Raw genomic sequence first — 12,087 nt, 5'->3', positions numbered from 1 at the left:
CAATAAGGTACGTCTTGCACCGCTTCCTTGACGATCCAGTGTGGTTAAATGACCATTTTCACCATGTCCCATCTTTAGCTGTGCGTTATTTACTTTTTGAAATAGATTAAGGTCACTCTCCGCTTCCTCTTCTGCCCGAGGATCAAATTTAACAACGTATCCGGGGAATACTTCACTGAGTAGCTCCGAAACCTGTAGTTCAATTTTTTCGATATGCCCGATGGATTCACTGATTACTTGCTGTCTTAATGTTGCGATCGTACGAAGCAAATGTTTGTATTGAGATTCCCCCGCCTCTTCTTGAACATCTTTTACTCTCTCTTTAATGACATTGCTCAGCAGTTTGACGATGACATCCGCTTGCACTTTAGGATCTGAAAAAGCATCGACTCGATGTGGCTTTGGTCGATTATAGTTGGCGACATTGGGTGCACCCCATGGAACCGCATCTTCTGCCCAAATGTTTTTTTCTACATCGAAGCCTTGACGCTTGGGTGCACCTGGAGCAGCCCACGTCCATCTCTCCTTGACCACCTTCTCTTGGGTAAGTGAATCCGTATGTATCCATCTCGCTCCAGGAGCATGATCCTGAATAACCGTATGAAGCTCGATCATGGGGAGAGACTCGTGATGTACCACACCACCTGGAAAGTCATCCTGCAGCAGAATTGCTTCATTGGAGCCCTCGGACATTGCTACCTCATAGGCCCGAAGAATGGAGCTTTTACCAACATTGTTTGGCCCTACTAAAACGACAATCTTATCCAGTTCAATTGTGACTGGATGATTGCCTATTCCGCGAAAATTCTGAATGATCAATTGCTTCAGTCGAGGACGCCCTTGATTCAACGGTTCTATCGTACGCTGCTGCTCGCTCATTTCTATTCCTCCCATACATTCGTTCTCCACCTCAACAGTAAACTACCTAATTTTGGATTTCAATCTTTTTTTAGATCGGTCTTCAACTTCCTTCAATGATCATTTCAACTACGAATAGCGACATGCAAAAAAGGGATTATTTCCCTCTTAGGAAACAATCCCTTCATTAACGTGATGCATATTAAATCCTAGTTAAAGGATAAAACTCCTTCAGCATATCGCGCATTTCCTGCTTGATATTGATATCTGGACGCTTCTCTTTGGCCAATGCTTCAGCCTCATCCACCGTAGAAGCCAAGCCCAGTTCCATCAAAAGCCCTGTGGCTACGGTGCCTGTACGGTTACGGCCGCCAGCGCAATGGAAATACACTGTCTTCCCGCTATTTACTGCTGCTGTGACCGCCTGAATGGCTGCTTGAACTGAACCTTCCTGGCCGCTCTCATCTTCCACAATCGGGAAATGATGGCGGGTTACTTCCGCAGGAAAACCTTCAGCTTTAGTACCGGTATCTCTCAAGTCAAACACATCGGATATCTCTTGCTCCTTAAGGGCTTCCAGTAGTGCATTTTCCCCACCGATATATACTTTGCCTGGAATCAGTTCATGATAATTTGCCATTATAGTTCTCCCCTATCTCTCTAGCAGCAGTTGCTTCCGCCACTTATAGTTAGTCCAGCACCATGTTCGTCTTGTACAAAATCCAGTGTAAGTCCGCCTATCTGGTCAGTCACCCGGGAATCAACAGCGACCTCAACTTCATTAACCATAGTCACGGTATCGTCTGGTTGCGGTTTCTCGAGCGACAATTCGTAACCGGGTCCGCAGCAGCCTGCATCACTATAACCAAATCGCAAGGTGGAGACTCCGGCTTCCTTCATCATGTTCTCAATAAATGTTTTTGCTTCATCTGTAATGATCATTGATCTCACTCTTTCTATTTCAAAATACTTGCTGAAAGCCGTTTGAGTTGCTCATATCCCGTCACTTCAACCGGCTCCCAAGGAATAATTATGGCATGCCCTTCAGCCTTATGAAGTACCTTTTGAATCCATTCTAGTTCGGCATGAGCTCGCCCGCTAAGCACTGGATCAGTTGTTCCTGCCGCAGCAAAGCTCTGATTGATTGCCCACCATTTCGTAGGAATCCCTGCACGCTTCAGATCCTTTTCCAGGCGAGATGCTTCATAAACTGGAGTAGCCTCCGCTAACGTGACAATGACGACGCTCGTCTCTTTCGGATCACGTAGTCTAGGCAATAAATGCTGTACAGAATCTGGAACGGTGCCGGAGGAACGGGCGATTTCTTTATGATATTCCTGAGTTGCATCCAGCAATAGCAAGGTATGTCCAGTCGGCGCCGTATCAATAACGACAATCTCTTCTTCAGATCGTTCTACCAAATCAGCAAAAGCACGAAAAACGGCAATTTCCTCGGTACATGGTGATCTTAAATCCTCTTCCAAAAAGGCAAGGCCTTCATCATCGAGGGAATCCGCATTTTGGCTGATCACTTCTTGCTGATATTTTTCAAGCTCCACCTTCGGGTCAACTCGGCTAACGGTAATCTGATCACAATTGTCACCAATAACATACTCCAGATGAGCTGCAGGATCTGTTGTACTGAGATGGACCCGGTGTCCTCGTTCGGCCAGCCCAACAGCAATAGCGGAGGCTACGGTAGTTTTGCCCACGCCACCTTTACCCATGGTGAAAATCACTCGAATCCCATCGGTCTCTACATCCGAAATTAAAGATTCAAGTGATGGAATAGCAGCGTCCACTTCTACTGGGTGTAAATGATCAGCATTCGCTCGAACGGGAACGAAAAATGCACGCAAGTTTTCTAATCCCGTCACATTAAAGGGAGCTAAGGGGATATGGTAGCTTTCCAAAGACTGAAGTTCGGCTGGCATTTGCGTTAACGCCTTCTGCTGGCGATCAACAAAACCCTTGGCAACTGCATCCTCGATAAAATAGGAACTAAGAATCCCATTAATCACGAGTAGTTGATTTTCAACCCCAGTACCTTTCAGTTCAGAAGATGCGCGCGCGGCTTCTAATAAGGGCGATTGCTCCGGACGAGAGACCAGAATCAGCGTCGTTTGAGTACCATCTGATAAGGATTGAACCGCCTCATGGTATAGTGATTTTTTGGCTTCTAGCCCCGCCAAGGGGCCCAGACACGAAGCTCCATGCGTACTATCGTCCAGGAAACCACTCCAAGCCGAAGGGAGCTGTAAGAGGCGTAGGGTGTGTCCTGTTGGCGCGGTGTCAAACAGAATATGATCAAATTGAGACTTCAATTGGTCATTGGTCAGAAGAGTCGTAAATTCATCAAATGCTGCAATCTCTACCGTACACGCCCCAGATAACTGTTCTTCCATGGAAGCGAGCACTGAATCCGGCAAGACTCCCCGGTAAGGTGCTACCACTTTCACCTTATACTCTTCGGCGGCGGTCTCCGGATCCAAGTTGGCTGCAAATAGATTAGGAACACCTTCAATCGGCGTTGGATGATTGGAAAGCTGGGTACTAAAAACATCCTGCAAATTGGAGGCTGGATCGGTGCTTACAAGCAGAACTCGTTTTCCTGAGTCGGCCAGTACTACTGCCGCTGCACAGGCCGTTGAGGTTTTACCTACTCCGCCTTTGCCTGTAAAGAACAGGTAGGGTGTACGCAACATTGTAAGTGGATCAAACAGAGTGGACATGTTACGCCTTCTTTCCTTTATTGTGACTTCGTCTTAATTTCAAGGCGAATTCGAGGCTTGGCAATCAGTTCAGATGCAGCTATTCCTGTCCACTGCTCTAACTCTTCATTGGTGGGGTAGCCCTGTTTCTTAGCCACTTTCCCATCCACAAAAATAATGGGCAACACTTCCGGTCCTTCATCAGTCAGCAATTGTCTGACTGCAGCATTCGATACAAAAGCATCCGGCTCACTGGTCAGGTTATATCTGGAGACATTCACTTCTTGTTTCTTCAGATTATGAACCACAGCGGACATACGGATTAATTCAGGATCAACGACAGGTCCGCAAACTCCTGTGGAGCAGCACATCGCCGGATCGTAAATTTCAATGGTTTTCATGAACTGGGGTCTCCTTTACTGAGAAATACAGCCGGGAAGAGATCCCGGCTGTTAAGCTTCATTATTCGCCAGTTTCAGCAAATTGTTGGATACGTTCGCCTACTTGATCACGAACCCGCTGGAATACAGCCCATTTTTCTTCATCGGTTCCTTGCGCTTTGGCTGGATCATCAAATCCCCAATGTTCACGTTTTACTTGTGGTGGAGTAATGGGACATTTATCTGCAGCATCTCCACATAATGTAATGACGAGGTCTGCATTATTCAACAGCTGCGGATCGATAATATCCGAGGTTTGTCCCGAAATATCAATGCCTACTTCATTCATCGCTTGAACGGCCTTTGGATTTAAACCGTGAGCCTCAATACCAGCGCTGTAAACATTCCACTCGTCACTTAGATATTTCTTCGCCCAGCCCTCAGCCATCTGGCTCCGGCAGGAGTTTCCTGTACACAAAAAGTAAATGATTTTCTTATCCATGTGTCTTAATCTCCTTTGAGTTTAAAATAGAGACAACCGTATATATAGGCCCAATAATGTAATAAACAGCGTAGGGATCGTCAAAATAATGCCTGTTTTAAAATACGTTCCCCATGATATCTTAACACCTTTGGTTGAAAGTACATGCAGCCACAACAGCGTAGCCAGTGAACCGATTGGTGTGATCTTTGGTCCCAAATCAGAACCGATGACATTCGCATAAATTAAGGCTTCCTTAATCAGTCCTGAGGTATGCGTAGCATCAATGGCCAGCGCATCAATCATGACGGTAGGCATGTTATTCATGATCGAAGAGATCACTGCGGCTATAAAGCCCATCCCCATTGTAGCGGCGAACAGCCCCTGATCGGCCACAGCCTGTATGGCATCGGCAAGGACATCCGTCAGACCTGCATTGCGCAGACCATACACGACCACATACATTCCAATGGAAAAGAATACAATCGCCCAAGGCGCACCCTTCACGACTTCCATCGTGGGAACGTTAGGGCTTCTTCTTGCCATGAGAAGGAAATAGATTGCGATAACACCGGCAACCACTGACACCGGAATGTTAAGGAACTCACTAACGAAGTATCCGACCAGCAGAACCGCTAGTACCCACCAGGATAGTTTGAACATTTTCATATCTTTGATCGCTTCTTGCGGATTTTTTAGCTGGGAGCTGTCAAACGTTCTCGGGATGCTCTTTCGGAAAAATAGGTACAGAACCAGGATACTTGCTCCCAATGAAAATAAGGTAGGCATAATCATATGCCCTGCGTAATCCATGAACGTAACCCCAAAAAAATCCGCTGATACAATGTTGACGAGATTACTGACAACTAGCGGCAATGAAGTGGTATCTGCAATGAATCCGCTGGCAATGATGAATGGGAAAACCTTTTTTTCATCAAAATTGAGTGCCCGGACCATAGCTAGCACAATTGGAGTCAGAATGAGCGCAGCACCATCGTTTGCAAAAAACGCTGCCACCACTGCTCCAAGAATAGTGACATAGATAAACATCCGGATTCCATTCCCGCGGGCAGCTCTGGCCATATGTAAGGCAGCCCATTCGAAGAAACCAATTTTATCGAGGATTAAGGAAATCAGAATGATCGCAACAAATGCCAGTGTGGCATTCCATACAATCAAGGTAACATCAAGAACATCGTTAAAACTGACTACGCCTACAAGCAAAGCAAGAATCGCTCCGCCGCAGGCCGACCATCCAATAGACAGATTTTTGGGCTGCCAAATCACAAATATTAAGGTTACGAGAAAAATAAAACTTGCTAAAAGTACCGAAACCAATCCGCTAACCTCCATTTAATCACATGAGATTCTTAAGCCTTTCTTATCGAGCTCTTCCAGTTCATGATCTTGTGAAGGAACGAAGGCAATCAGATTCTGAATCAATTCATGCTGAATGCTGTTTGGATTGACCGAGTAAAAAATCCACTGCCCTTTCCGGTTCTCTTTGACTAGGCCTGCATCTTTCAATTTCCGCAGATGCTGGCTCACTGATGGCTGACTCGTCTTGAAAATTTCAACAAGCTCGCACACACAGCATTCTTGCTTTTCCAGAAGCTTCATCATCGTCAGCCTGGTTTTATCTCCCAAAAGCTTTAATGTCTGCGACACTTCATCCAACTCATCCAAAGCAAAGCTCATCTTCACTCCCCCTTTCACTTTATTATTATATAACTATACACTTATATATTCAAGTGAGAATACGCCTTTGCTCTCTGCTGTTCGATCCTCAATCACAAGCACAAGCACATTCTGTATAATCTCCCTTTATCAGGGATAATAGCGTTTGGGTATCCGGTAATGCATTCAGAATAGTTTGAATATAGGGTTTACCCTCAATATCCAAGGAGTAATAAACCCACTGCGCACGTCGTGTTTCCTTGACCAGTCCTTGTGCCTTTAATTTTCTTAAATGTTGGCTCACATTAGGTTGTGACATATCCAGGATTTCCACTAAATCGCAGACGCACCATTCTTTATCTTTTAAAAGTCCCATTATCGTAAGTCTGGTTTTGTCACCTAATAATTTCAGCTTTTCAGCCATTTCACTGTTGAACATATGCACTGTCCTCTCAAGAGTACAAACCAAATGATACATAAATATATAATCATATATTAAAGTTCATTTCGTTTAAAATCAAGAAAGGCTATTTCTATAGTGTTGTGATTTTATAAAAGGATGTCTTTAAATTCAAGATGATCATTCTTTGACAATCCTTCGATGAACCATTTCATCTTGATATTAATTAAATCTCGAACCTCACGAAATTGATTCATTATTTCTTCTTCAGTCCCGGTGGCTTTTGCTGGATCATCAAATCCCCAATGAACCTTTTTCACTCTTGGAGGCAAAGTCGGACAATGCTCATCTGCATGCCCGCATAAGGTTACGATGATGTCGGATCGAGCGATGAGAGAAAGAGAAACAATATCGGAGGTTTGATGTAAAATACTTACACCAGCTTCCTCCATTACTTTTACGGCTCGCGGATTTAGTCCATGTGCTTCAAGGCCTGCACTGTAAATCTCGAAATTCCCATGATAAAGCGTACTGTAATATTGAGCGAATCCTTCAGCCATCTGGCTTCTGCAAGAATTACCTGTACAAAGAAATAATATTACGAAGGGCACTTCCATCATTATTCCTCCTGTAAACAATGTATATGACCAATAAGCAATGCCAATAAATATGTAGTTACATTTATAGTAATTGAGCATACTCTGAGTCCAAACCTGGTATCCATGCAAGGAGTCTTTATTCGATAACGGGTACGTCTAATTCCTTCAATAACTCAATCACGCGCAGCTGAATTTCGTCACGAGCAGCCCTCACGTCTTCCAGACGGCCCTCATGGGTCAATGGGTCCGTAACATCCCACTGTACATTCTTGATGGCAAAGGGTACAATCGGGCACTTTTCATTGACTTGTTCACATAATTTAATAATGACTTTCGATTGCATAAATTTTTTCATATCAATCGTTTTTGAGCTTTTGCCTGAAATATCAATCCCTACTTCTTTCATAACTTCAATGGTATAAGGATGAATCTCTCCGGATTCAAGTCCAGCACTTTCAGCGATCACATGGTCACCACCGTAATGTCTGGCAAAAGCCTCGGCAATCTGACTGCGGCAACGATTCTGGATACAGAGGAAATACAGACGAATAGGTTTTTCCATCTTCTCAGGCCCCTTTCTATTTATATATCATCTTATAATTAGATCATTATATACAAATCACACTTTATGTTATCGCTTTGTAAAATTGCGATAACCTCATTTTCTTAAGTGTTTGATCTCCATTACTCCGTGAAAACTCTTAGCTTCTTGTGCAGTTTAAAAAGATGCTCCCAAATGGTGAGACTTGAAATCTGCAAATCAAAATACAAATATTCTCCAGATAATCTAGAGAAACGTATCTGGATTTATGCTGCAGAAGTTTGGTGAATATATTGAGTTCAGTTTTTTCTAGGGATAACACCGTATTTTTCTTTCAATATCGAACTGATCGATGTAGACTTCCACATCCATAATTTTAAAAGGTTTTGTCTGTAAAGATACATGCAGTTTAGACGTACTGCCTGCATTTCTACTTAAGATTAACCTTAATGATCACTATGATTGGAGGACTGCCTACGCTTCTAGTATCGAATCTACTAAAAGTAAATCACAAATCGGCAATGTTAGACCAGAAGTAGGATAAGCTCCGGTGTTAACGATATAGCCGTGGTTATTAGTCCAAAGCTTAATAGATCGCTAAATAATCGCTTGGAATGAATGTATTTTTAGGTGAAAATAATGGAAACTCCACGAGAATTATTCCAAATCATGACCCGGCGTTTAGGTTTGCTCAATAAGGATTGCTGCAGCATAGGTGGATGTGATCTCTCTGCGACCCAAAGCCATCTCCTGTATGAAATTGATCGAAGCCACAATCCCTCCATGCAACAGGTCGCTGACGCACTTGGGACCGATATTACTACCTTTAGCAGATTCGATTGCTTCCTCGCCTCCCGCCAAGTAGGACCGAGCGTGGTTCGATGACAATCGCTGTATTCCGCGAGATCCGTTACTTTTCCGCGAAATCCTTTGTCGGTTGCTACCTTCAAATAGGTTTCCAGATGCGCTAAAACCGGTTTAGAAAAGAAAAATAACCCAATCAAGCGAAGGCATGATATCCTAGGGTTCCTACACCAAAAAGGAGATCAATCGCTGAAAGGGTTACATCCTGTAGTTAACCCGATTCCTTTGCGATTCGCCATACCATGCCAAAAACTATCGATTCTCTTTTGCATTCTTTTCGTCCTTGTTTCACCAGAGGAGCCGCTTACCACTGGTTTGTTGTGATCATCATGGGCTTCATGTTGCGTTCGGATCATCTAGGCGTGACTTCCATCATCCGGGATTTGTCTTTACCTGCCCGTTGCTACGAGAGCCTGATTCATTTCTTTCGCTCTTCCGCATGGTCGCTGGAATCCCTTCGGTTGACGTGGATTCAGATCGTGAAACAAACAGCCCCACTTTCTTACGTCAACGGGATGGTCGTGCTTATCGGCGATGGGATGAAGCAGACCAAGGAAGCCCGCCGGATGCCCGGTGTCAAGAAACTTCATCAGGAGTCCGAAAATCCCTCCAAGGCGGAGTACATCTTCGGGCATCTGTTTGGCGCCATTGGCATTCTCATGGGAACGCCGCAGAAATGGTTTTACCTGCCCTTGTTCATGAATCTGAAGGATGGCGTGAAAACCATTTTGGGCTGGAGCGCCAGTACTGAAGGGCAGGATTCCCATGTGGTTCAGAGGGTGGATCAGGGCTTCACGGCTGCCAAGACATTCGGGAAAGCCTTAATCCTGCTGGATCGTTACTTTCTGTCCGTTCCTGCACTGCAACGCTTGAACGAGTTAAACGCGTCATGGACAACGAGGTTGCACATCGTTTCGAAGGCCAAGTCTAACGTAGTGGCATATGAGCCTCCTTCCCAGACAAAGAAGGGACGCGGCCGTCCACGAAAAAAGGGGATGGCTGTCAAACTGAAATCCCTGTTTCAAAGCCGCGCGGCAGCGTTTCAAACGGCGCAGGTGGCGCTTTACGGTAAGGAAGAAACCGTCCAGTATCTGCGCCTGGACTTGCTGTGGGGACAAGGGTTGTACCAGGAGCTGCGTTTTGTCCTAGTTCGGTTTGGTGGCCAGCTGTCCATTCTGGTGAGCACCGACCCGACGCTAGAAGCAACGGACATCATCCGCTTGTATGGGTACCGCTTCAAGATCGAATGCACCTTCCGCGAAATGAAACAGGTGATCGGTGGATTCAGCTACCAATTCTGGAGCAATCCATGCCGAAGCTGAAGCGTTATTTGAAGAAGGGAGAACCCCATCCACTGGAGCACGTAACCGATGAGAAGGACAAGGAAAACATCCGGTTGACGGTCAAGGCCATTGAAGGCTACGTCATGTGCAGTTGCATCGCCATGGGCCTGTTGCAACTGGTCGCCGTGCGTTATTCGTCCCTTGTTCCCGGCCTGTTTTTCCGATACCTGAGAACCCCTTCCAAGGCCATTGTTTCCGAAGCGACGGCTATGGCTTATTTACGCAAATCTATTTTTCGCTTGTTTGCTCGTAACCCGCATTTATCCATAACCAAAATAATTCAAGCCAAGTAGGAATTCGCTGATTACCATGCTGATTCCCTGGCTTCTTAGTGATTAGAACTTTTCACTGTCCAGTAAAATATCAAAAAGTATCTTGGAACCTTTCTTGTATATCTCTCATACTCATCACCAAACATAGAAAACAGATGCTTTTCCTCTTGCAATATTAATAAGTGAAAGGCAAGTAGATTGATAACCAATACAATTAAGGTAAAGAGGTTAGCATAGGTAGCGAATAGACCAATAAACATCAAGTTAAAACCTACAAAAGCAGGATTTCTGCTGAAATTGTAGATACCATCAGTTACAAGCGTTGTCTTTGTGGTTTTATCTATACCTACTCTCCAAGAGCTTTTCATAACAATGGTTGCCAAAATAAATATCCCTACTCCTACAGCTGTTATCATTATGCCTATATATGCTGTATAGATATTATTAAACAAGAAACCAATAACAGAGGATATTTGATGATGAAATATAATCTCTGATACCCAGGCCAGCAGCCACAATGAACTGGATACTCTAACAAACATTTCAGCACTATAAATTGAAAAATCCTTAGTTCCTTTTGCCAATACATTAGCATTAATTTTCTCTCTTTGCTTCAACAATACCAGTTTGAGAATGTATCCTGTGCCAAAAATAATTAGTAATACCATAGAAATAATATCAGTTATCTGCATATTGATCCCTCCTATAAAGTGAACACATGAGCAACCATTCATATATTATATAGTACATTATGTGTTGGAAAAAACCAAGAAAAACTTACCAACGGATTTCAGCTCAATCCATAAAAAAATATAAATCTGAAAAAAGAAATCGGTAAGCCATGCTGCTCATTTGGGAAATATCTCCTTTCCGTGAATTTATTTTTACCTTAAAAAAGATTAGAATAGACGTGAACGGACTACATACTATTTCTATTTATTCGATGAGGAGAGATCACTTGAAAATTCTTATTTATGGTGCAGGCACAATCGGGAGTATTTTTGCTGGGAGACTTGCGTTGTCAGGATATGATATCACTGTCCTTGCAAGGGGGACAAGACTTGTTGAACTGAAACAAAACGGCGTGATTCTCGTGAATCCAGGCAACAACCGAGAAGAAATTGCAAAGGTAAATTTGATTGAACATCTGTTGCCAGACAATATTTTCGATTACATAATCGTAGTAATGCAAAAAACACAGATAGGCAGTGTATTGCCGATACTTTCTCAAAATATATCAAAAAATATTGTCTTTGTAGTCAATACGGCATCTGGTTATGACGAATGGGTTCATGCAGTGGGTAGTGACCGCCTGATGCTAGGATTTCCGTCCGCAGGAGGAGAACGTGTAGACGGCCGGGTACATTACTTTATCGGCAAGGGATTCATGCGGGCTTTTCAGTCCACTACTTTTTCAGAATACAGTGGCCAAAAAACCGAAAGGCTACAAAAAATAGTAGATATTTTTAACAGTGCCGGTATTTCATCAGTTGTAACTAGTAACATGGATATGTGGCAGAAAACGCATGTGGCAATGGTTACAAGTATCGGTAACGCCCTTTATAAACATAATAGTAATAATTTTGCTTTGGCAAAATCATATGCAGATATTAAATTGATGGTTCTGGGGATAAAAGAAGGCTTTGCTGTGTTGACTAAATTAGGCATTAAAATCACACCTTCAAAACTTCACTATTTAAAACTTCCCGTTTTTATGATTGCCCCTATTTTTAAAATTATCATGGGCACAAAGTTTGCTGAAACAGCCATGGCAAAGCATACAGCCGCAGCAAAACCCGAGATGATCTGCCTTCAGGAAGAATTTGATATGCTAATCAAAAAGAGTAATGTGGCTACCCCTTCTATTGATAAGTTACGAAAAAATCTTTCAAAAGATGATTCTCCTATTGTGTAAGGGGACATGAAAACTGGCTTTCAGTAATTTACCGAGAGGTCACAGT

The 12,087-nt window shown here is 43.6% G+C and carries 15 protein-coding genes and 2 pseudogenes; 4 read left to right on the top strand and 13 right to left on the bottom strand.

Annotated elements, in window-relative coordinates:
• From AQR02_RS12135 to AQR02_RS12085, 11 genes are all read right to left on the bottom strand, one after another.
• On the bottom strand, positions 1 to 879 hold an 879-nt coding region (locus AQR02_RS12135; RefSeq protein WP_159067754.1), incomplete at its 3' end, for an AAA family ATPase.
• Positions 880 to 1,060: 181 nt separating this feature from the next.
• Positions 1,061 to 1,498: a protein-tyrosine phosphatase family protein gene (locus AQR02_RS12130; protein ID WP_054940720.1), complete on the bottom strand. Its 438-nt coding sequence runs from the start codon at positions 1,496 to 1,498 to the stop codon at positions 1,061 to 1,063.
• 20 nt (positions 1,499 to 1,518) lie between these two features.
• Positions 1,519 to 1,800 (bottom strand): HesB/IscA family protein, encoded by a 282-nt coding sequence (locus tag AQR02_RS12125; protein ID WP_054940719.1) that lies wholly within the window; start codon positions 1,798 to 1,800, stop codon positions 1,519 to 1,521.
• A gap of 14 nt (positions 1,801 to 1,814) precedes the next feature.
• Positions 1,815 to 3,590 (bottom strand): arsenical pump-driving ATPase, encoded by a 1,776-nt coding sequence (arsA, locus tag AQR02_RS12120; protein ID WP_054940718.1) that lies wholly within the window; start codon positions 3,588 to 3,590, stop codon positions 1,815 to 1,817.
• Between the two features lie 17 nt (positions 3,591 to 3,607).
• The gene (gene arsD / locus AQR02_RS12115; RefSeq protein ID WP_054940717.1) at positions 3,608 to 3,970 is read right to left on the bottom strand and encodes an arsenite efflux transporter metallochaperone ArsD; all 363 of its coding nucleotides are present in this window, start codon (positions 3,968 to 3,970) and stop codon (positions 3,608 to 3,610) included.
• 61 nt (positions 3,971 to 4,031) lie between these two features.
• Positions 4,032 to 4,451 (bottom strand): arsenate reductase (thioredoxin), encoded by a 420-nt coding sequence (gene arsC, locus AQR02_RS12110; protein WP_054940716.1) that lies wholly within the window; start codon positions 4,449 to 4,451, stop codon positions 4,032 to 4,034.
• Between the two features lie 21 nt (positions 4,452 to 4,472).
• A complete protein-coding gene (locus tag AQR02_RS12105; RefSeq protein WP_054940715.1) occupies positions 4,473 to 5,783 on the bottom strand; it encodes an arsenical efflux pump membrane protein ArsB in 1,311 nt (436 codons plus the stop codon).
• Positions 5,784 to 6,128 carry an ArsR/SmtB family transcription factor gene (locus AQR02_RS12100; RefSeq protein WP_054940714.1) on the bottom strand — a complete coding sequence of 115 codons (345 nt, stop codon included), beginning with the start codon at positions 6,126 to 6,128 and terminating at the stop codon, positions 5,784 to 5,786.
• 88 nt (positions 6,129 to 6,216) lie between these two features.
• Positions 6,217 to 6,546 (bottom strand): ArsR/SmtB family transcription factor, encoded by a 330-nt coding sequence (locus AQR02_RS12095; protein ID WP_054940713.1) that lies wholly within the window; start codon positions 6,544 to 6,546, stop codon positions 6,217 to 6,219.
• A 110-nt stretch (positions 6,547 to 6,656) separates the two neighbouring features.
• Positions 6,657 to 7,124, bottom strand: a complete 468-nt coding sequence (gene arsC / locus AQR02_RS12090; RefSeq protein WP_054940712.1) for an arsenate reductase (thioredoxin) — start codon at positions 7,122 to 7,124, stop codon at positions 6,657 to 6,659.
• Positions 7,125 to 7,242: 118 nt separating this feature from the next.
• A complete protein-coding gene (locus tag AQR02_RS12085) occupies positions 7,243 to 7,668 on the bottom strand; it encodes an arsenate reductase ArsC (RefSeq protein WP_054940711.1) in 426 nt (141 codons plus the stop codon).
• Between the two features lie 618 nt (positions 7,669 to 8,286).
• Here AQR02_RS12085 and AQR02_RS34140 point away from each other — a divergent pair.
• A pseudogene (locus AQR02_RS34140) lies at positions 8,287 to 8,481 on the top strand (MarR family winged helix-turn-helix transcriptional regulator); the annotation flags it as partial.
• 32 nt (positions 8,482 to 8,513) lie between these two features.
• Here the strand turns inward: AQR02_RS34140 and AQR02_RS35550 are convergent.
• Positions 8,514 to 8,636, bottom strand: a pseudogene (locus AQR02_RS35550) (IS701 family transposase); the annotation flags it as partial.
• Between the two features lie 117 nt (positions 8,637 to 8,753).
• Here AQR02_RS35550 and AQR02_RS34135 point away from each other — a divergent pair.
• Both AQR02_RS34135 and AQR02_RS34130 read left to right on the top strand, forming a co-directional pair.
• Entirely contained in the window at positions 8,754 to 9,833 is a 1,080-nt protein-coding gene (locus tag AQR02_RS34135; protein ID WP_245237356.1) for a transposase, read from the top strand.
• A complete protein-coding gene (locus tag AQR02_RS34130; protein ID WP_232381135.1) occupies positions 9,821 to 10,147 on the top strand; it encodes a hypothetical protein in 327 nt (108 codons plus the stop codon). The genes AQR02_RS34135 and AQR02_RS34130 overlap by 13 nt, the downstream gene beginning before the upstream one ends.
• A gap of 35 nt (positions 10,148 to 10,182) precedes the next feature.
• Here AQR02_RS34130 and AQR02_RS12075 read toward each other — a convergent pair whose 3' ends face one another.
• Positions 10,183 to 10,818 (bottom strand): methyltransferase family protein, encoded by a 636-nt coding sequence (locus tag AQR02_RS12075; protein ID WP_054940710.1) that lies wholly within the window; start codon positions 10,816 to 10,818, stop codon positions 10,183 to 10,185.
• 266 nt (positions 10,819 to 11,084) lie between these two features.
• On the opposite strand from AQR02_RS12075, the gene AQR02_RS12070 reads away from it, so the two are divergent.
• Positions 11,085 to 12,041, top strand: coding sequence for a ketopantoate reductase family protein (locus tag AQR02_RS12070; RefSeq protein WP_054940709.1), 957 nt, complete (start codon positions 11,085 to 11,087; stop codon positions 12,039 to 12,041).
• Positions 12,042 to 12,087 lie beyond the last annotated feature (46 nt).

Origin of the sequence: Paenibacillus ihuae, assembly GCF_001368795.1 — a bacterium.
Lineage (GTDB): Bacteria > Bacillota > Bacilli > Paenibacillales > Paenibacillaceae > Paenibacillus_AQ > Paenibacillus_AQ ihuae.
This window is presented reverse-complemented; position numbering and strand designations above follow the sequence as displayed.

Coding starts and splice junctions, on each gene's coding strand:
- AQR02_RS12100 (WP_054940714.1), bottom strand. CDS start 6,128: ATGAGCTTTGCTTTGGATGAGTTGGATGAAGTGTCGCAGACATTAAAG.
- AQR02_RS12125 (WP_054940719.1), bottom strand. CDS start 1,800: ATGATCATTACAGATGAAGCAAAAACATTTATTGAGAACATGATGAAG.
- AQR02_RS34130 (WP_232381135.1), top strand. CDS start 9,821: ATGCCGAAGCTGAAGCGTTATTTGAAGAAGGGAGAACCCCATCCACTG.
- AQR02_RS12085 (WP_054940711.1), bottom strand. CDS start 7,668: ATGGAAAAACCTATTCGTCTGTATTTCCTCTGTATCCAGAATCGTTGC.
- arsD (WP_054940717.1), bottom strand. CDS start 3,970: ATGAAAACCATTGAAATTTACGATCCGGCGATGTGCTGCTCCACAGGA.
- AQR02_RS34135 (WP_245237356.1), top strand. CDS start 8,754: ATGCCAAAAACTATCGATTCTCTTTTGCATTCTTTTCGTCCTTGTTTC.
- arsC (WP_054940712.1), bottom strand. CDS start 7,124: ATGGAAGTGCCCTTCGTAATATTATTTCTTTGTACAGGTAATTCTTGC.
- AQR02_RS12075 (WP_054940710.1), bottom strand. CDS start 10,818: ATGCAGATAACTGATATTATTTCTATGGTATTACTAATTATTTTTGGC.
- AQR02_RS12105 (WP_054940715.1), bottom strand. CDS start 5,783: ATGGAGGTTAGCGGATTGGTTTCGGTACTTTTAGCAAGTTTTATTTTT.
- AQR02_RS12130 (WP_054940720.1), bottom strand. CDS start 1,498: ATGGCAAATTATCATGAACTGATTCCAGGCAAAGTATATATCGGTGGG.
- arsC (WP_054940716.1), bottom strand. CDS start 4,451: ATGGATAAGAAAATCATTTACTTTTTGTGTACAGGAAACTCCTGCCGG.
- AQR02_RS12095 (WP_054940713.1), bottom strand. CDS start 6,546: ATGTTCAACAGTGAAATGGCTGAAAAGCTGAAATTATTAGGTGACAAA.
- arsA (WP_054940718.1), bottom strand. CDS start 3,590: ATGTCCACTCTGTTTGATCCACTTACAATGTTGCGTACACCCTACCTG.